At 70.4% G+C, this 19,440-nt stretch carries 12 protein-coding genes and 2 pseudogenes; 7 read left to right on the forward strand and 7 right to left on the reverse strand.

Going from position 1 to position 19,440, the window contains the following annotated elements; translation table 11 throughout:
* Positions 1–1,176 precede the first annotated feature (1,176 nt).
* Positions 1,177–2,361, reverse strand: a complete 1,185-nt coding sequence (locus ACSJJR_RS04725) for an acetate/propionate family kinase (protein WP_435942332.1) — start codon at positions 2,359–2,361, stop codon at positions 1,177–1,179.
* Between the two features lie 105 nt (positions 2,362–2,466).
* Positions 2,467–4,521, reverse strand: coding sequence for a phosphate acetyltransferase (gene pta, locus ACSJJR_RS04730; RefSeq protein ID WP_435942333.1), 2,055 nt, complete (start codon positions 4,519–4,521; stop codon positions 2,467–2,469).
* A gap of 339 nt (positions 4,522–4,860) precedes the next feature.
* Here pta and ACSJJR_RS04735 point away from each other — a divergent pair, with 339 nt between their 5' ends.
* Positions 4,861–5,850, forward strand: coding sequence for a LacI family DNA-binding transcriptional regulator (locus tag ACSJJR_RS04735; RefSeq protein WP_435942334.1), 990 nt, complete (start codon positions 4,861–4,863; stop codon positions 5,848–5,850).
* A gap of 168 nt (positions 5,851–6,018) precedes the next feature.
* Here ACSJJR_RS04735 and ACSJJR_RS04740 read toward each other — a convergent pair whose 3' ends face one another.
* Together ACSJJR_RS04740 and ACSJJR_RS04745 are read right to left on the reverse strand one after the other, a co-directional pair.
* A complete protein-coding gene (locus tag ACSJJR_RS04740; protein ID WP_435942335.1) occupies positions 6,019–7,017 on the reverse strand; it encodes a sugar phosphate isomerase/epimerase family protein in 999 nt (332 codons plus the stop codon).
* 45 nt (positions 7,018–7,062) lie between these two features.
* Entirely contained in the window at positions 7,063–8,265 is a 1,203-nt protein-coding gene (locus ACSJJR_RS04745) for a Gfo/Idh/MocA family protein (RefSeq protein WP_435942336.1), read from the reverse strand.
* Positions 8,266–8,502: 237 nt separating this feature from the next.
* Here ACSJJR_RS04745 and ACSJJR_RS04750 point away from each other — a divergent pair, with 237 nt between their 5' ends.
* The gene (locus ACSJJR_RS04750) at positions 8,503–9,522 is read left to right on the forward strand and encodes a LacI family DNA-binding transcriptional regulator (protein ID WP_435942337.1); all 1,020 of its coding nucleotides are present in this window, start codon (positions 8,503–8,505) and stop codon (positions 9,520–9,522) included.
* Positions 9,523–9,590: 68 nt separating this feature from the next.
* Here ACSJJR_RS04750 and iolG read toward each other — a convergent pair whose 3' ends face one another.
* From iolG to ACSJJR_RS04765, 3 genes and pseudogenes are all read right to left on the reverse strand, one after another.
* Positions 9,591–10,580: an inositol 2-dehydrogenase gene (iolG, locus tag ACSJJR_RS04755; RefSeq protein WP_435942338.1), complete on the reverse strand. Its 990-nt coding sequence runs from the start codon at positions 10,578–10,580 to the stop codon at positions 9,591–9,593.
* A gap of 47 nt (positions 10,581–10,627) precedes the next feature.
* A pseudogene (locus tag ACSJJR_RS04760) lies at positions 10,628–11,590 on the reverse strand (transaldolase family protein); the annotation flags it as partial.
* An 86-nt stretch (positions 11,591–11,676) separates the two neighbouring features.
* The gene (locus ACSJJR_RS04765) at positions 11,677–12,450 is read right to left on the reverse strand and encodes a GntR family transcriptional regulator (protein WP_435942339.1); all 774 of its coding nucleotides are present in this window, start codon (positions 12,448–12,450) and stop codon (positions 11,677–11,679) included.
* Positions 12,451–12,697: 247 nt separating this feature from the next.
* Here ACSJJR_RS04765 and iolC point away from each other — a divergent pair, with 247 nt between their 5' ends.
* The 5 genes and pseudogenes from iolC (at position 12,698) to ACSJJR_RS04790 (ending at position 19,275) form a co-directional block, all read left to right on the forward strand.
* Positions 12,698–13,687: a 5-dehydro-2-deoxygluconokinase gene (iolC, locus tag ACSJJR_RS04770; RefSeq protein ID WP_435942340.1), complete on the forward strand. Its 990-nt coding sequence runs from the start codon at positions 12,698–12,700 to the stop codon at positions 13,685–13,687.
* Between the two features lie 6 nt (positions 13,688–13,693).
* Positions 13,694–14,572 carry a Cgl0159 family (beta/alpha)8-fold protein gene (locus tag ACSJJR_RS04775; RefSeq protein WP_435942341.1) on the forward strand — a complete coding sequence of 293 codons (879 nt, stop codon included), beginning with the start codon at positions 13,694–13,696 and terminating at the stop codon, positions 14,570–14,572.
* The gene (gene iolB / locus ACSJJR_RS04780) at positions 14,569–15,438 is read left to right on the forward strand and encodes a 5-deoxy-glucuronate isomerase (protein WP_435942342.1); all 870 of its coding nucleotides are present in this window, start codon (positions 14,569–14,571) and stop codon (positions 15,436–15,438) included. The genes ACSJJR_RS04775 and iolB overlap by 4 nt, the downstream gene beginning before the upstream one ends.
* Before the next feature lie 77 nt (positions 15,439–15,515).
* A complete protein-coding gene (gene iolD / locus ACSJJR_RS04785; protein WP_435942343.1) occupies positions 15,516–17,423 on the forward strand; it encodes a 3D-(3,5/4)-trihydroxycyclohexane-1,2-dione acylhydrolase (decyclizing) in 1,908 nt (635 codons plus the stop codon).
* A gap of 358 nt (positions 17,424–17,781) precedes the next feature.
* Positions 17,782–19,275 (forward strand): annotated as a pseudogene (locus tag ACSJJR_RS04790) (CoA-acylating methylmalonate-semialdehyde dehydrogenase).
* Positions 19,276–19,440: the final 165 nt, after the last annotated feature.

Here is a 19,440-nt window from a genome sequence, read left to right on the forward strand (position 1 = left end):
CTCCTGTAGAAGATGGACCCTAAACAAAAGTGTCAATATTTCCGGGCAGATCCTGTCGGCCGTTTACAATAGATGCTGACATGTTGTTCAGCCTCTTCATGATGCGCTCAAGATCGAATGAGTCTGCGGGGGACAGTGGGGATTGTGAAGTGGGAGTCCGATCTTTCCTGTTCGGCAACAGATCGACGGTGATGAAATAACCTGAACGGGGTAGGTCCCTGGGGACGTTACCGTAGCACCAGTGGCGTGTCGACTCGGGGGCGGAAGCGTCGCGAAGCACTGCGCTCCGGTAGGCCGACCCAGAATCCAAGATTGCGTGGGGATTAACAGGCCCATCGTCCAGGCTACGGAGCGCCCACCCCATTCCCACCTGCTTGAAATGCAAGCGTCCACTGAAGAACAGAAGAGGACGGTGATAGTGGTCGGCGACGAAGACCGGGACGGGCTCATAGCCGTACTTCTTGAGGAACTGAGCGAATCTGGATATGAATTCTCGGCTGGTTTCCCAGTCCTCCTTCAGCTTCCGCTCGTGTCTCGCTCGAACTGCGCGCTCGTGTGCAGCGCGAGCTACCGCCTGGTCCTCTGAGAACTCCATTCCTCAATACTAGGGCCACGCTTAGAGGCTGCGCCGTGAGGTGGGTGCCTGGTCCGGCGGTCGTCACCCACCCGTCTGGCTCCACCTGCCTTGAGCGCCTGGCAGGATCGTGCTCGATGAGCTCGTCCAGGTCCTCACGCCGAGTGTTGCCCACCTCAAGGTCGTGGCACTCACTTGCTTAGCCACCACCCTGCGCAGACGCCGCGAAGAGCCGATCGGTGGCGGGGTCCTCGTCACCACGGGGCAGGCGCGCCTTCAGGTCTAAGACAAGATGAGCGTCCTGGATCTGAACAACCTCTTCGTCAGCGGGGACGCTGTCAAGGCCTCCTGCTCCAGGTAGGTCACCACCAGGCGGACGGGGCCTCACTCGGTGACCAGCGCCAAGCACCGGCCACGACAGTCGCGTTCAGCCCGGCCAATTACGTCATCATCATCCGTCAGCTCAGCCAACGCGTATGGACCACGCGACCATGTGAAGGGTGGATCCGATGTCCTGCCGGACCGGTGACAGCACGAGCGGCGCCGCCCGCCCCACCGGGGACGGACGGCGCCGCTCGTGCAGCCGGCCCAGGCCGGCGGGCTCAGATGAGGCTCAGCGCCTGGCGCGCGATGGCCAGCTCCTCGTTCGTCGGCAGCACCGTGACGACGACGGAGGACTCCGGCGTCGAGATCGTCACCGGCTCGTCCGAGCGGCGCTCGTTGGCCTCGGCGTCGATCCTGATGCCCAGGTAGGCCAGGCGCTCGCACAGAGCGGCGCGCAGACGGGCGTCGTTCTCGCCGATGCCGGCGGTGAAGGTGAGGGCGTCCAGACCGCCCATGACCGCCGTGTAGGCGCCCACGTACTTGGTCAGGCGGTGCAGGTAGATGTTCATCGCGTCGATGGCGTCCTGGTTGCCCTCGTCCATCATGCGGGTGACCTCACGCATGTCGGACTCTCCGGTCAGGCCCTTCATGCCGGACTCGCGGTTGAACAGGTGGTCGATCTCGTCGATGGACATGCCCGCCACACGCACGAGGTGGAAGACGGCCGCGGGGTCGATGTCCCCGGTTCGTCCGCCCATGACCAGGCCCTCCAGGGGCGTCAGGCCCATCGAGGTCTCCACCGCGTGGGCACCGACGACGGCGGACACGGAGGCGCCGTTGCCCAGGTGCAGGACGATCTGCTTGAGGTCGTCACGGCCCAGGCGCTTGGAGATCTCCCCCGAGACGTACTGGTGGCTGGTGCCGTGGGCGCCGTAGCGGCGGATGGAGTAGCGGTCAGCGACCTCGCGGTTGAGGCCGTAGCGGGCAGCCTCCTCCGGCAGGTCCTGGAAGAAGGCGGTGTCGAAGACCGCGACCTGGGGGATGTCGCTCATGAGCTGGCGGGCCACCTCGATGCCCTTGAGGTGCGCCGGGTTGTGCAGCGGGCCCAGCGGCACGAGCTCCTCGATGGTGGCGACGACCTCGTCGGTGAGCAGGGCCGGGCCGTTGAAGAACTTGCCGCCCTGGACCACGCGGTGCCCCACCGCCACGATGTTGGCCTCGGCCAGGCGGGGGCCGTGCTCGTCGAAGAGCCGCAGGACCTCGGACAGGCCGAAGCCATGGTCCGGCACCGGCTCCTCGACGACGTGCTTGGCGCCGTCCACCTTGTGGATGATCGCGCCCTGGACGTCGCCGATGCGCTCGACGAGGCCGGAGGCCAGCGCCGCACCGGAGTCGGGATCGACCAGCTGGTACTTGATGGAGGAGGAGCCTGAGTTGATGACGAGGACGGTGCGCGAGGTCATGAGGGTCTTTCTACGAGAGCGTCGGTCGGGGGAGGGGGACGGGGCAGGGGCGGCGGGACAGGCGACGGGGCGCCGTCGGGCACGGCCGACGGCGCCCCGCGCGCCTCAGCCCTGGGCCTGGACGGCCGTGATGGCGACGGTGTTGACGATGTCCTCGACCAGTGCGCCGCGCGACAGGTCGTTGACGGGCTTGTTGAGGCCCTGCAGGACCGGGCCGATGGCAACGGCGCCCGAGGAGCGCTGCACGGCCTTGTAACCGATGTTGCCGCTGGACAGGTCCGGGAAGATGAAGACGTTCGCGCGACCGGCCACGGCCGAGCCCGGAGCCTTCTTCGCGGCCACGGTCGGGTCGATGGCGGCGTCGTACTGGATGGGGCCCTCGACGGCGAGCTCGGGGGCCTTGGCGCGCACGAGCTCGGTGGCCTGACGGACCTTGTCCACGTCCGCGCCCTTGCCGGAGTCGCCGGTGGAGAAGGACAGCATGGCCACGCGCGGCTCGACGCCGAACTGGCGGGCCGTCTGCGCCGAGGAGATCGCGATGTCCGCCAGCTCCTCGGCGGTGGGCTCGGGGTTGACGGCGCAGTCGCCGTAGACGAGCACGCGGTCCTGCAGGAGCATGAGGAACACGGAGGAGACGATGGAGGTACCCGGGCGGGTCTTGATGATCTGGAAGGAGGGCACGATCGTGTGAGCGGTCGTGTGGGCCGCGCCGGAGACCATGCCGTCGGCGTCACCCATGTGGACCATCATCGTGCCGAAGTAGGACACGTCCTGGACCTTCTCGCGAGCCTGCTCGAGGGTCACGCCCTTCTTGGCGCGCAGGCGGGCGAACTCGGCGGCGTACTTGTCCAACAGCGCGGGGTCGTCAGTGGCGACCACGCGCGCGGCGGACACGTCCAGGCCCAGCTCGGCGGCGCGCGAGCGCACGATGGCCTCTTCGCCCAGGAGGACGATGTCGGCGATGCCGCGGCGCAGGATGGCGTCGGTGGCGTGCAGGATGCGGTCGTCATCGGGCTCGGGCAGGACGATGGTGCGCCGCTGCGACCGGGCGCGCTCGACGAGCTCCGCCTGGAACATCACGGGGGTGACCACCTCGCTGGGCTCCACCTCGAGGGCGGCCAGCAGGGCCTCGACGTTGGTCTCCTGCTCGAAGGTGGTGACGGCGACGTCGATCTTGCGCTGCGAGGCCCTGCCCAGGTTCCCGGCAACCGCACCCGCCGCCTGGGCGGCCTCGTAGGTGTCCAGACAGGTCGTGATGACCGGAAGAGCCTGGTCCAGGCCCTTCATGAGCGACAGGGTGTAGGGGGCGGGGGTGAAGCCGCCGTTGAGGATAAGGGCGGCCAGGGCGGGGAAGCCCGCCGAGGCGTGGGCGGCCGCCAGTGAGACGACGACGGCGGAGCGGTCCGCCGGGACGATGACGGCCTGGCCCTCGGCGAGGCGGTCCATGATGTGCGAGACGTCCATGGCGGCGATGAGCACGCCCTCCGCCTCGCGGTCCATCAGCGCCTCGTCACCGAGGATGAGCGTGCCGCCCAGGGCCTCGGAGATCTCCCGCACGGTGGGGGCCGACAGCAGCGCCACCTCGGGCATCGTCGTCGAGATGACCCCGGGGACCCCGGCGAGGGCCTCCGCGACGGCGCTGCGCGTGGCCGGCTCGCAGCGGTTGGCGACGACGGCGACCGTACGGGCGTGGTTCTCGGCGATCTCGGCGATGGCCACCTCCACGGAGGATCGCACGTCCTCGGGGCTCTGGGCGCCGGAGACGACGAGCATGACGGGCACGCCCATGTTGGCGGCGACACGGGCGGTCAGCGACAGCCTGGGGGCGCCGGCCGGGTCCTCGCCGTCGGAGCCGTCGATGACGACGACGTCGTGCTCGCGGGCGACGGCCCGGTAGGCGTCAACGATGCGCGACAGGGCCTCCTCCGGGTCGGCGTGGAACTCGTCCCAGGTCACGCCCGTGGCCTGCGCGGGCGGCGTCGTGGAGCCGGAGCGGGCCAGCAGCAGGTCGAGGGTGGGGTCGTCATCGCGCGAGATGACGAAGGGACGGAAGACGCCGACCTTTGCGACGACCTTCGTCAGCGACGAGATGAGCCCGAGAGTGATCGTGGACTTGCCGGTCCCGGCAGTGGGTGAGGCGATGTAGATGCTGCGCGCCACGTTGAGCTTTCCTTTGCAGTTCCTCGTTGTTGAGCAGGGCGGCCTGGTCGGGTCGTCGCTCCACAGTGATTCTGCCTCCAAACACGGGCCGTGTGCGACCAAAGACCCGCCCGATGTCCGACGTCGGGTGTGGGGACGCGCACAGCGGTACGCCGTGCCTTCCCCCACCTCCTCGGTTTGCGCGCGAACTCCCTGGGAGAACCCCGTAGGTTCGAGCGCAAACCGAGGAGGTGGGCGGGTGTGGGAACGCGCACAGCCACTGCGGCCGGCTGGGATACCGTGCCACCGGGCGACCGTCCGTGGCCCGGTGGCCGACGCGAGGGGGCAATGATGGGACACATGGTGACGCAGGCGGACGTGGCACGCGCGGCCGGCGTCTCGCGGGGCCTGGTGTCCCTGGCGCTCAACGGGTCACCGAGTGTGGCCGCCTCCACCCGCGAGCGGATCCTCGCGGCGGCACAGGAGCTGGGCTACCGCCTCAACGCGACCGCGGCCTCCCTGGCGTCGGGGCGCTCGGGGCTCATCGGGCTCCTCCTGCCGGACCTGCGCAACCCTTTCTTCGACTTCGTCGCCCACGCGCTGCAGGAGGCCGTGGCGCAGCGGGGCATGACGCTGCTGGTGACCGTCGGCGCCGGGGCCCGGGCCGCGCGCGGGCCGGTGGACGCCCTGCTGGCCCTCAGGGTCGAGGGCCTCGTACTGGTCTCGCCCGCGCTGGCGGACGAGGAGCTGCGCGAGCTGGGCGAGGTGTGCCCGGTCTGCCTCATCGGACGGGCCGGCCCGGGTGGGCGCGTGGACACCATCCGCCTGGACGAGAGGGCTGCTGCGCACGACGTCATCTCGCACCTGGTGCAGGCCGGTGCCGAGCGCCTGGTGTACGTGTGCCCCGACCCCGGGCAGGACCCCAACGCCACCGAGCGCGGCCAGGCGCTCGCGGCCGCCGCCCGGCAGCTGGGCTTGCGGCTGGACACGGTGGTGGACGGCGCCTCGGGCGTGCCCGGCCTGCGCGACCAGCTCGTGCGCGCCGGCGCGCCGGGGGTTGTGGCGCACAACGACGTCGTCGCCCTGGACGCGCTCAGCGTCATCCGCGCCAGCCAGCGGGGGCCGGACCCGTCGGGCGGTGCGCCTCTGGTGTCCTACGACGACACCTACCTGGCCAGCCGGGAGGAGTTCTCACTCACGAGCGTCGAGCAGCCGGTGGAGGCCATGGCCCGTGACGCGGTGCGCTTCGTGTGCGAGCGCTCGGGCCGCGAGGGGGACGGCGAGGTCGGCGGAGCCCGCAACGTCACGGTGCCCCCGGTGCTGGCGGTGCGGCGCTCCTCGCGCGTCTAGGCGCCCCGCGCTCCCGCTGGGAGCGCGGGGCGCCGCGGTGGCCGCCTCCGGCCCCGCGCGACGGTGCCCTGAGGTCGCTCGTGGGAGACGTCCTCAGGGCACCGGGGCCCGGCTTGCCGACTTCAGCTGCTGGCCGGCTTCAGCTGCTGGCCGGCCGGGGCGGGCGGCTCACAGGCCGGCGGCGGCCGCCAGCAGGTTGGTGGCGGAGATGGTCAGGCCCTCGACGTTGCCGTACTCGGCGTCCTCGTGCTCGATGTTGACGTTCATGTCAGGGTCGGCCTGCGCGATCGCCGCGAGGAACTCGGTCCAGTAGGCGGTGTCGTGGCCCAGGCCGAAGACGACGAAGCGCCAGGCGGGGTCCTGGGGCCAGGCGTTGCACCAGTAGCCGTAGGCCACCGGGACCTTGCCCTCGGCCTCGGCCGGGACGTGGCCGAAGTCGGTGTCGAGCACGCCGCGGTAGGCGACGCCCGGGAAGATCTTCGTGTCCTTGGCGTGGACGTGGCCGATGAGGCTGCCCAGGCGCTTGGTGGCGGCGATGGGGTCCATCTGCTGCCAGAACAGGTGGGAGGGGTCCATGTTGACGCGGATGTTGGTCGCGCCGGTCTCCTCCACGAGGCGCTCGAAGGAGGGGACGTTGAAGACGAGGTTGCGCGGGTGCAGCTCGAGGCAGACCTTGACGTCGTTGTCGCGGGCGAGGGCGTCGATCTCCTTGAAGAAGGGCACGACGACGCTCCACTGGTAGTCGAGGATCTCCATGTCGATGCCGTTCCAGGGATTGACGACCCAGGTGGGGTACCTCGCCGTCGGGTCGGTGCCGGGCGTGCCGGACATCGTGACGATCTCCTTGACGCCGAGCAGGCCGGCGAGCTCGATCGCCTTGCGGATGTCCTCGGCGTGCTTGAGGCCCTCGTGGGGCAGCGGGGAGGTGGGGTTGCCGGAGGTGTTGAGGCCGGACAGGACCATGCCCTTGTCCTGGAAGACTCCCAGGTAGTCCTCGCGGGCAGTGGCAGAGGCGAGCAGGGAGTCGACGGGGCAGTGGGGCGAGGGGATGAAGCCGCCGACGTTGACCTCGGCGCCGGTCAGGCCGGCAGCCTTGAGGGTGTCGAGGGCCTGGGGCAGGCTCTGGTCGCCGAGGCAGGCGGTGTAGGCGCCGTAGGTCAGTGCCATGGTGGTGTCTCCTGTGGTGTGGCGGGTGGGTGTGAAGGACGGGGCTCAGAAGCAGGACACGTCCACGGTGGCGCCGCCCTTGGCGGCGGACTCGGCGACCGCGGCGGCGATGCGCATCTCGCGGTAGCCGTCGGCGAAGGTGGCGCAGCGCGGGAGGGACTCCTCCTCACTCACGCCGGCGACCTGCTGGAGGAAGGCGTAGGCCTGGTAGGTGAACTGCTCGATCTGGGTGGCGCCGACGCCGCCGAAGGCCATGGAGGAGCCGCGCGCGAAGTAAGGGAAGGTGGGGTTGACGAGGACCTGCCGGGGGCCGGCCAGGCCGGCGGGGGCGCTGGCGTCGTCGAGGAGGATCTCCCCGGTGCGGGCGAGGTCCCAGTAGGCGCGGCCGCGTGAGCCGTGGACGTCGATCATCATGGCGTTGGGCATGTTCCACGCGATGCGCGAGGCGGAGAAGGAGCCGATGGCCCCGTTGGCGAAGTGTCCGGTGAAGGTGGCGACGTCGTCGTTGGTGACCTCGGCCATCTCAGCGTCGGAGACGTCGAGGGCGGTGCCGCGGGTGACGTGGCCGGCGGCGACGGGACGCTGGGTGATGAGCGTGGCCAGGGCCCCTCCGGAGACGGCGACGAGAGAGCCGCAGATCGTCTCGGCGGTGTCGATGAGGTGGGAGCCGACGTCGCCCAGGGCGCCCGAGCCCATGGGGCCGGAGTAGCGCCAGGCCATCGGTGTGCTCGGGTCGCAGCCGTAGTCGCACCAGTAGCGGGCGTTGATGTGGCTGATCTCGCCCAGGTGGCCGGTCTCGACGAGCTTCTTGATCTCGGCGACGGCGGCGTTACGGCGGTAGGTGAAGCCGGTGGAGGTGACGACGCCGGGGCTGGCGGCCTCGGCCTCGGCCATGGCCTTGGCGTTGTCGAGAGTGTCGGCCAGGGGCTTCTCGCACAGGACGTGCTTGCCGGCGCGGATCATGGACTCGGCGATCTCGCGGTGCAGGGCGTTGCCGACGACGATGGAGACGATGTCGATGCTCGGGCCGTCGGCGATGTCACGCCAGTCGGTGACGGCCTTCTCGTAGCCGTAGCGCTCGGCGGCGTCCGTGGCGAAGGGCTCGTAGGCGTCGGCGATGGCGGCCAGGCGGACCTTGGGCAGGCCAAGGTCGAAGACGGTGCCGACCTGCCTCCAGGCGTTGGCGTGGGTGGTGCCGGCCATGCCGGCGCCGATGACGGCGACAGCCAGGGGTGCGGTGGTGGTCATGGTGGTGTCCTGTCCTCGGTGACGTGGGTGACACGTGATTAACGCGCGTTAATCGCGTGTGGAAAGTCTCTCCCCACCTCCCACGTATGTCAAGACGTGGGAGGTGGGCTCAAACCGCACCCCACCCGCCGTGTGGGCGCGCCCCGGGCGCACGTGGCACGATGCTCGTGCCGGCCCGCGCCGGCGCACGAGGACTAAGTGACGTGGAGGACGGCGGCGGTGGGCTCCCGGGGGCGTGTGACGATCTCGACCGTGGCGCGCCGCGCCGGCCGCTCGATCTCGACGGTCTCCGCCGCCCTCAACGGTGGTCCCGGCGTCTCCGAGGCCACACGGGCCGAGATCCTGGCCATCGCCCGCGAGCTCGGCTACGTCGCGGACCCCGCGGCACGTCTCCTGCGGGCCCGGCACACCGGGGTCATCGGGGTCAGCTACCTGCCCAGCCAGGCCTTCCAGGTGGCCCTCGTGGACGGTCTCTACGCCGCCGCGGCCCGCCATGGACACGTGCTCAGCCTCGCTGCCGCCACCCCCAGGCACGGCGAGCGCCAGGGCGTCGAGGAGCTGGTGCGCGAGCGCTGCGAGGGCATCGTCGTCGTTGACTCGCGTATCAGCACCACCGAGCTCATGCGGGCCTCTGACGGGATCCCCCTTCTCGCCCTGTGCCGTGAGTCCCGGGCCCCGGGTGTGGACATCGTGCGCTCGGACGACGCCCACGGTGTCACCGCGCTCGTCGACCACCTGGTGTCAGCAGGCCGCAGCTGCCTGGTCTACGTCGACGGGGCCGACGCGCCCTCCTCGGGGCTGCGCGTCGCCGCCTTCCGCCGGGCGCTGCGCGCGGCGGGCGCCACCGGGCGGGTCGTGCCCGGCGGTGACGACGAGGCCGCCGGCATCGCGGCAGTGACGGGGCTGGTCCAGCACGCCGGCCTGCCGCAGGCCCTGCTGTGCTTCAACGACCACGTGGCCATCGGTGCCATCCTCGAGCTGCGCAGGCGGGGGCTTCGCGTGCCCGAGGACGTCGCCGTCGCGGGCTTCGACGGCATCGCGACCGCCGGCCTCAGCGCCATCGACCTCACCACGGTGCGCCAGGAGGTCGATGTCATCACCGAGCTGGCTGTGCGCCACCTGGCCAGCCGCCTGGCCTGTGCCACCGAGCCCCCCGTCACCGGGCTGCCACCGGGTGCGCGCCGCGAGGAGCGGGCCGACGGCGCCTCGGCCTTCATCGTCCTGCCACAGCTGGTCGTGCGCGGCTCGACTGCCTGAGGAGCAAGCGCGGACCGGGCCGTGGCGGCCCCACGAGGGGAGATCGCCACGGCCCGGTCCTCCCGTGCTCAGCCGAGCGTGATCACCGCTCCCGTGCGGGCGGACTCGGTGGCCGCCTCGGCGATGCGCAGGGCGGCCACGGCGTCGTCGATGGTCGTCGGGGTGGGGGTGCCCCTCTCGACGGCCTCGATGAAGGCGGACAGCTCGATGCGGTAGGCATCGGCGTAGCGCTCAAGGAAGAAGTCGAGGTAGGGCTCCTGGGCGTCCGTGACCTCGGCGTTGGACAGGCGCACCGTCGTCGCACGCACGTTCTCGGCCAGCAGCGCGCCGTCGCGACCGGAGGCCTCCAGGCGCTGGTCGTAGCCGGCGGCGCAGTGGCGGTTGTTGATGATCGTGGCGACCGCGCCGGAGGCCGCCCGCAGGGTGACGACGGCGGCGTCGAAGTCGCCGACCTCCTTGATGGCCTCGTCGAGGTTCTGCCCGACGGCGTGGACCTCGACGATGTCACCAAGGAAGAAGCGGGCCGTGTCGAAGTCGTGGATCGTCATGTCGCGGAAGATGCCGCCGGAGACCTTGACGTACTCCACCGGCGGGGCGGCGGGGTCGCGCGAGATGATCGTCAGCTGCTCCAGGTCGCCGATGCGGCCGGCGGCCACGGCCTGGTGCACGGCGGCGAAGCTGGGGTCGAAGCGGCGGTTGAAGCCGAACATCACCGGGGTCGTGACGGCGTCGAGCTCGGCCTTGGCGGCCTCGACGTCCTTCATGTCCAGGGCGATGGGCTTCTCGCACAGGACCGCCTTGCCCGCCTTGGCGGCGGCGAGCAGGTGCGGGATGTGCAGCGGGGTCGGGGAGCCGATGACGACGGCGTCGACCTGCGGGTCGTTGAAGACCTCCTCGGCGTCCTTGCAGGAGCGGGCGCCGTGCTCGGCGGCGAGGTCCTGGGCGGCGCTGCCGATGGGGTCGCAGACGAGGGCGAGACGTGCCTGGGGGTGGGCTGCGACGGTCCGGGCGTGGACGTGGCCGATGCGGCCGGCACCGATGATGGCGATGTTGAGCATGTGAACGCGTCCTTGCGTGTCGGGGGTGTGTGCTGGCGGCCCGCGCCTCAGGGCTGGGGCATGATGACGTCGCGCACGAGGGCGTCGAGGTCGGCGTCGGCCTGCATGAAGCCGCGCAGGGTGCGGCGGGTGGCGCCGAAGGACTCGAACTCATCGACCGTCAGGCCGTCGGGCTCGTAGGCGCGCACGAACTCCGGCACGCCCATGAGCGCGTCCAGGATCCTCTTGTCCACAGGGCGGTCGATCCTCGCCTCGACCTTGTATCCGGAGTTGTTGATGCGCTTCTGCCAGGCGAAGGGCGGGGAGACGACGAGGTCGCCACCGACGAGCTCGGACCAGTGCATGACGTTGCGGAAGGCGGCGGACAGCACGCGGGCGCGCAGGCCGCGGTCCTGGAACTCGCGGTAGGCGCGCTTGAGGGCGGCCACGCCGGCCCACTCGAAGACGCCCGGGTCGATGAAGAGCTGGTCGCGGGAGGCGACGATCTTGAGCCAGTCGTCCAGGCGCCCGCCCATGAGGGTGACCACCGGCCCCATGGTGGCGACGTCCTTGCCCTCGGCCTCGCGGCGCTTGAGGCCGCGCTCGATGGCCTCGCCGGCGGCGACGGCCTGGGCCACGGTGAAGGAGACCGTGACGTTGATGGACACGCCCCGGTAGGTGGCGTCCTCGATGGCCTCGATGCCGGTCTTGGTGGCCGGGATCTTGACGATGATGTTCTTGGCGAGCCGGGAGAACTCCTCGGCCTGGTCGGCCAGGGCCTTGGCGCTGCGGGCCAGGCGCGGGTCGGTCTGGACGGACAGGCGGCCGTTGCGTCCGTGGTGCTCCTCGAAGATGTCCTCGTAGAGCTTGGCACCCTCGATGGACAGCTCGCGCACCACCTGCCAGCCGATCTCGGACTCGCTGGCCTCGGGCATCTCCTCGGCGAGCTCGGCGATACGCGGCAGCCAGCGCTCCTTCTTCTGGTTGATGCAGGTGTAGGCGATGGTGGGGTTGCAGGTGGCGCCGTCGCCGCTCGGCCCGTGCCCCCATTGAACGGGATCGCTGCGCCGCTGTCAAGCAAATGTATGGACAAAGTGTGCTGGGGTGGTGGGTGGGCTCAGCCCGTGAAGAGCGTCGTCTCGAAGGAGTAGCGCGAGGCGCGGTAGATGTGCGTGCCGTACTCGATGACCCGCCCGTCGGCGTCGTAGGCGGTGCGCGTCATCGTCAGCAGGGCGGCGCGGCGGCTCTCGGAGAGGGTCTGGGCCTCCTTCGTCGTCGCGTTGCGGGCGCCGATGGTCTGGGTGGCCGTGACCGGGATGGTGTCGTGCTCGCGGAGGTAGTCGTACAGGCCGGTGGTCTCCAGGTCCTCGCGCGTGGGGGACAGGTCGGCGGGCAGGAGGTTGCGCATGAGGGCGATGGGCTCGCCGTCGGCCAGCCGCAGCCGCTCGATGACGACCGCCTCGGTCCCCGGCTCGACCTCCAGGAAGGCGGCCTGCTCGGGGGTTGCCGGCGCGCGCTCGTAGGACAGGACCTGGGTCTCGACCTCGTGGCCCGCGTTGGTGAGGTCCGACAGCAGGCTCGACAGCTGCATGGGGCGGTGCACGTGCGGGGAGGTGACCACGGTGCCTGCCCCGCGGCGCCGTGACAGCAGGCCGCGGTCGACGAGGTGCTGCAGGGCCTGGCGGGCGGTGGGGCGCGAGACCTTGAGACGCTTGGCCATGGAGACCTCGTCCTCAAGCCGGGTGCCGGGCTCCAGCGTGCCGTCGAGGATGAGCTCGGCGAGCGGGGACGAGATCTGCACGTGCAGCGGCGTCGGGCTGGAGCGGTCGATCGTCACGTCGAGCCGGTACGGCTGGGACGTGGAGGAGTGGTGAGCGATGGAGTCGGCCATGGTCGAGACTGCTGTCGATTCGTCGTGGAGCGTTCCCGCCCATGATATCGGGCGCGCTCGCGCTCCACGGGGAGGCGGCCCGGCCGCGGGTGGTGAGGCGTCGCAAGGGCTCCCCGTACGGGCGGCCAGATGAGAATGTTCGGACAAAGGCTTGACGGTTGGTTGTCGGTGAGGCACCCTCGTCACCGTGAGGGCCGCCACGGCCCCCCTGACAGACCCGCCCCGACGACGTGGAAGGGACCCCACGATGACCGCCTCCACCACCCCGCTGCTCGACGTCCTCACCATCGGTCGATGCGGCATCGACGTCTACCCCCTGCAGACCGGCGTCGGCCTCGAGGACGTCGAGACCTTCGGCAAGTTCCTGGGCGGCAGCCCGACGAATGTCGCCGTCGCCGCCGCCCGCTACCGGCACCGCTCCGCCGTCGTCACCGGCGTCGGCAACGACCCCTTCGGCCGCTTCGTGTGCCGTGAGATGCGCCAGCTGGGCGTCTACGACGACTACGTCGTCACCAAGCCCGACTTCAACACCCCGCTCACCTTCTGCGAGATCTTCCCGCCCAACAACTTCCCCCTGTACTTCTACCGCGAGCCCTCCGCCCCGGACCTGGAGCTCACGGTTGACGACATCCCCATGGACGCGGTGCGCGACGCCCGCATCTTCTGGATCTCCGCCACCGGGCTGAGCAAGGACCCCTCGCGCGAGGCCCACCACGCCGCGCTGGCGGAGCGCGCCCGCAAGCCCTTCACCATCGTGGACCTCGACTACCGCGCCAACTTCTGGAAGGACGAGCAGGAGGCTCACCGCCGCGTCAGTGAGATCTTGCCCCAGGTCACCGTCGCCATCGGCAACCGGGAGGAGTGCCGCGTCGCCGTCGGGGAGACTGAGCCTGAGCGGGCCGCCGACGCCCTCCTCGAGGCCGGCGTCGAGATCGCCATCGTCAAGCAGGGGCTGCACGGCACCCTCGCCAAGACCCGCACCGAGCGCGTCGAGCTGCCCGTCACCCCTGCCACCACCCTCAACGGGCTGGGCGCCGGCGACGCCTTCGGCGGGGCCGTGTGCCACGGCCTGCTGTCGGGCTGGTCCCTGGAGAAGACCATCTACGCGGCCTCCACGGCCGGCGCCATCGTCTGCGCCCGCCTCGAGTGCTCCACCGCCATGCCGACTGAGCCCGAGCTCCTGGCCGAGATGCGCACCTACCGCGACGAGATCGCCCCGAACGTGAAGGACCTGTGAGCCGCCATGAGTTCCACCCCCCTGACCGACCGGGTCATTGACATCCGCGCCCACGCCCCCGGCCGCATCGCCGAGGTTCTGGCTGCCCGCCCCCGCGGCACGCTGCCCGAGGGTGACGGCAAGCTCATGATCATCGCCTGCGACCACCCCGCCCGGGGCGCGCTCGCGGCCGGCAACGACCCCCTCGCGATGGCCTCGCGTGAGGACACCCTCGCGCGCTGCGTCGAGGCGCTCTCACGCCCCGGCGTCAACGGCTTCCTGGGCACCGCCGACCTCATCGAGGACCTCGCGCTCCTGGGCGTCCTGGACGGCAAGCTCGTCTACGGCTCGATGAACCGCGGTGGTCTGGCGGGCGCCACCTTCGAGATGGACGACCGCATGACCGGCTACGACGCGCGCGGCGTGGTTGACGCCGGTCTCGACGGCGGCAAGATGCTGCTGCGGATCAACTACGAGGACCCCCGCACCGCCGACACTCTCGCCGCCTGCGCCAAGGCCGTCAACAAGCTCGCCGAGCGCAGGGTCATGGCCATGGTCGAGCCCTTCATCTCCACCTGGAGCAAGGGCCGCGTCGTCAACGACCTCAGCCCCGAGGCCGTCATCGCCTCCATGCACATCGCCTCCGGCCTGGGGCGCACGAGCGCCTACACGTGGCTCAAGCTCCCGGCCGTGGCGGACATGGAGCGCGTCATGGAGGCCTCCACCCTGCCCGCCCTCATCCTCGGTGGGGCAGTGAGCGAGGACGCCGAGGCTGCGCGCGAGACCTGGGCCAGGGCCCTGGCACTGCCCACCGTCAAGGGGCTGGTCATCGGCCGGTCCCTGCTCTTCCCGCCCGACGACGACGTCGCCGGGGCCGTTGACCAGACCGTAGGACTGCTCTCATGACACTCGACCACCACGTGCCGGCCGGCAGCACCGGGCACGACTGCCTCACCGTCGACATCACGCCCGCCGACGCCGGCTGGGGCTTTAGCGGCCTGCGGGTGGCGGTCCTCGCCCCCGGCGCCTCGGTGACCCTTGAGACCGGCGACAGCGAGCTGCTCGTCCTGCCCCTCGTGGGCAGCTGCAGCGTCGAGGTCGACGGACGCACCTACGAGCTCCTGGGCCGCACCGGCGTGCTGGAGCAGATCACGGACTACCTCTACGTGCCGCGCTCGATGAGCCTGACCGTGAACTCGCAGCAGGGCGGGCGCTTCGCCTTCCCCAGCGCCGTCGCCGAGAAGGACCTGCCCGTGCGCCACCTGGGCCGTGAGCAGGCCGTGACCGGGATCCGCGGCGCGGGCGACTGCTCACGCCAGGTGACCAACTACGCCCTCAACAACGGTGTGGAGACCTCCCACCTGCTCGTCACCGAGGTCATCACCCCGGGCGGCAACTGGTCCTCCTACCCGGCGCACAAGCACGAGGAGAACACCGACGACGAGCGCGAGCTCGAGGAGATCTACTACTTCGAGATCGCCACCTCGCCCTCCGGTGAGCCGGGCTTCGGCCTGCACCGCACCTACGGCTCGACGCCGGACAAGCCCATCAACCTGTGCCTCGAGGTCCACGACGGCGACGTCGTCCTCGTGCCCCACGGCTACCACGGGCCCTGCGTGGCTGCCCCTGGCTACGACATGTACTACCTCAACGTCATGGCCGGGCCGCAGACCGACCTCGTGTGGCTCGCCCCCGACGACCCGTCCCACCACTGGATCCGGCAGAGCTGGGAGGGTCAGCTGCCCGACCCGCGCCTGCCCATGGCGTACTGACGCAAGGCGCCACCGCGTGAGGCCCCCGAGGGCCCGGCAACCGCCCCCGACCACACCCACGCAGAGAGAAGACACTCGTGAGCAACGAAGCCTACGCGGGCACCATCCGCCTGACCGTCGCCCAGGCGACGATCCGGTTCCTCACCAACCAGTACTCCGAGCGCGACGGCGTCGAGCATCGGCTCATTGAGGGCGCCTTCGGCATCTTCGGGCACGGCAACGTCGCCGGCCTGGGCCAGGCGCTCCTCCAGAACGAGATCGCCCCGGACGAGGGCGAGGGCGAGATGCCCTACATCATGGCCCGCAACGAGCAGAGCGCCGTCCACGCCTCCGCCGCCTTCGCCAAGGTCAGGAACCGCCTGTCCACCTGGATGACCACGGCCTCCATCGGCCCGGGTTCGCTCAACATGGTCACCGGCGCCGCCCTGGCCACCACCAACCGCGTCCCGGTGCTCCTGTTCCCCTCGGACCAGTTCGCCACCCGCGTGCCGGACCCGGTGCTCCAGCAGCTGGAGGACCCGACGACGCTCGATATCACCGTCAACGACGCCTTCCGCCCCGTCTCGCGCTTCTTCGACCGCATCAACCGTCCCGAGCAGCTCATCCCCTCCCTGCTGTGCGCCATGCGCGTGCTCACCGACCCGGCTGAGACCGGGGCCGTCGTCATCGCGATGCCGCAGGACGTCCAGGCCGAGGTGCACGACTGGCCGGTCGAGCTTTTCCGCAAGCGCGTGTGGCACGTGCGCCGGCCTCCGGTCGAGCCCGCCGCCCTGGCGCGCGCCGTCGCCCTCATCAAGGCGGCCAAGCGTCCGATGGTCATCGCCGGCGGTGGCACCATCTACTCCGAGGCCAGCGAGGAGCTGCGTGCCTTCGCCACGGCCACCGGCATCCCCGTGGTGGACACCCAGGCGGGCAAGGGCGCCATCAACTACGACCACCCCTGCGCCATCGGCGGGGTCGGCTCCACCGGCGGGGACTCCGGCAACCACATCGCGGACAAGGCGGACCTCGTCATCGGTGTGGGCACCCGTTACTCGGACTTCACCACGGCCTCCAAGACCCAGTTCAAGAACCCCGACGTCGCCTTCGTCAACATCAACGTCTGCGCCTTCGACGCGGCCAAGGAGTCGGCCGAGATGGTCGTCGCCGACGCCCGCGAGGCCCTCGTGGCCCTCACCGAGGCGCTTGACGGCTACCACGTGAGCGAGGAGTACACCGCCGAGGTCGCTGCCGAGCGCGCCTCCTGGCACGAGCGCACCCGCGAGTGCTACCACCTGGGCCACGGCCCGTTGCCGGCCCAGACCGAGGTCTTCGGGGCCCTCAACGAGATGATGGGAGACGAGGACATCGTCATCAACGCCGCTGGCTCCATGCCCGGCGACCTCCAGGCGCTGTGGCAGGCGCGCACGCCCGTCCAGTACCACGTCGAGTACGCCTTCTCCTGCATGGGCTACGAGGTCCCCGCGGGTCTGGGCTGCAAGCTCGCCCGCCCGCAGTCGGAGGTCGTGTCCATCGTCGGAGACGGCACCTACCAGATGCTGCCCATGGAGCTGGCCACTGTGGTACAGGAGGGTGTCAAGGTCATCTACGTCCTCCTACAGAACTACGGCTTCGCCTCCATCGGGGCGCTGTCGGAGTCGCGCGGCTCGCAGCGCTTCGGCACGAAGTACCGTCAGCGCGGGACGGGCAGCCACCTGGCGGACACCGACAGGATCGAGGGCGTGGACATCGCCACGAACGCCGAGTCCTGGGGCCTCAAGGTCTACCGGGTGTCCTCCATTGAGGAGTTCCGCGAGGCCTACGCCCAGGCGCACGCCGACGACCGCGCCTCGATGATCCACATCGAGACGGACCTCATGGGGCCCAACCCGCCTGGCTCCTCGTGGTGGGACGTGCCGGTCTCGGGCGTGTCCCGCCTGGAGTCCACGCAGCAGGCCTACGAGCGCTACCTCGAGGACCGCAGGCCGCAGCGTCACTACCTGTGACGACGGCGTCCCCTCGGGGCGCGCCGCACGGGTCGTGGTGGGGGGCGCAAACACCAAGGTGTAGACCCCCCCTCCCCGCCCCCAAACAAAAAGAAGGGGGCCCTCACCAGGGGTTGGGGGGGTGACCGCCACTTTGGGTTCTGCCCCCCCCACTGCCGTGCCGCGAGGCAAGGCGCGGGTGGGCGCCCATGAGCACTTCGCCCCAGGCATTTTGTGCGGACATATCGCTTGATCGGGGGAGGTGCGGGCCGTAGGGTGTGACCTACGACCAGGGCGCCTCGCCCGAGCGTCGCGGCCCGGGCGCACCGCGTCCCGGCGCGGGCGCCCGAGGGCCCGTGAGACTCAGGAGTCATCAACGATGAAGACGATCCCGCACTGGATTGACGGCCAGGAGTACGAGGGCAGCCCGGTGGGCCGCTTCCCCGTTGAGAACCCTGGCACCGGTGAGGTGGAGGCCGAGCTGCTCCAGGCCTCACCCGAGGACCTCGACCACGCCGTCGCCGTCGCCCGCCGGGCCCAGAAGGCGTGGGCCAAGGTCTCCCTGGCCAAGCGCACCGCCATCATGTTCAGGATGCGCCAGCTCGTTCTCGACCACCAGGACGAGATGGCCCGCCTCATCGTCGCCGAGCACGGCAAGAACTACTCCGACGCCATCGGTGAGATCCAGCGCGGGCGCGAGACCCTCGACTTCGCCACCTCCATCAACGTGGCCCTCAAGGGCGAGTGATCCTCGGACATCTCCACCGGCGTGGACATCCACACCCTGCGCCATCCGGTCGGCGTCGTCGGCGGCATCTGCCCCTTCAACTTCCCTGCCATGGTGCCGATGTGGATGCACCCCATCGCCATCGCCACGGGCAACGCCGTGGTGATGAAGCCGGCCTCCGCCACGCCCTCGGCCATGCTGCTCACCGCCCGCCTCTACAAGGAGGCGGGCCTGCCCGACGGCGTCTTCAACGTCGTCTCCGGCAACCGCTCCATCGTCTCGGGCATCCTCGAGCACCCCGGCATCGACGCCATCTCCTTCGTCGGCTCGACCCCGGTGGCGCACATCGTCCAGGACACCGGTGTCACCCACGGCAAGCGCGTCCAGGCGCTGGGCGGGGCGAACAACCACGCCATCGTCATGCCCGACTGCGACCTCGACTTCGCCGCCCAGCACCTGTCCGCCGCGGCCTTCGGAGCCGCGGGCGAGCGCTGCATGGCCCTGCCGGTGGTCGTCGCGGTGGGCGGCTGCGGCCCCGAGCTCGCCCGCAAGGTCAAGGCCCACGCCGAGAGGATCAAGGTGGGCTACGGCATGGACGAGGGCGTGGAGATGGGACCGGTCATCGACGCCGCCTCCAAGGAGCGCATCATCGCGCTGGTCACCGAGGGTGAGGCTGACGGTGGCGAGGTCGTCCTCGACGGGCGCGGCCTCGTCGTCCCCGGGCAAGAGAAGGGCCACTTCGTGGGGCCGACGATCGTTGACAACGTCCCGGTGACCTCCCGCCTGTACCGCGAGGAGGTCTTCGGCCCGGTGCTCACCATCGTCCACGCGGACAGCTATGAGCAGGCCATCGCCATCGTCAACGCCTCCGAGTTCGGCAACGGCTCGGCGATCTTCACCAACGACGGCAGTGTGGCGCGCCGCTTCACCCTCGACGTCGAGGCGGGCATGGTCGGGGTCAACGTGCCGATCCCGACTCCGGTGGCCTACTACTCCTTCGGCGGCTGGAAGGAGTCGCTGCTGGGCGACCACCACATCCACGGCCCCGAGGGCGTGCGCTTCTACACGCGGGCCAAGGCGGTCACGAGCCGGTGGCCCTCCGAGAAGACCTACGCCGCCACCATGTCCTTCCAGCGCGAGGAGTGACGCGGCTCGTAGCCGGGCTCGGAGCCTGAGCGGGACCGCGGCCCTGACCGCGGCTCGGGACCGAGCCCGGAGAGCAGTCCGGACTACGGTCCGGCAGCCCCTGAGGAGTGGGTCCCCTCCCCCACCACGCCCCTTTTTCTCGGGTCCACTCTTTCCTTTACCTCA

It is taken from the genome of Actinomyces sp. W5033 (genome assembly GCF_051303165.1).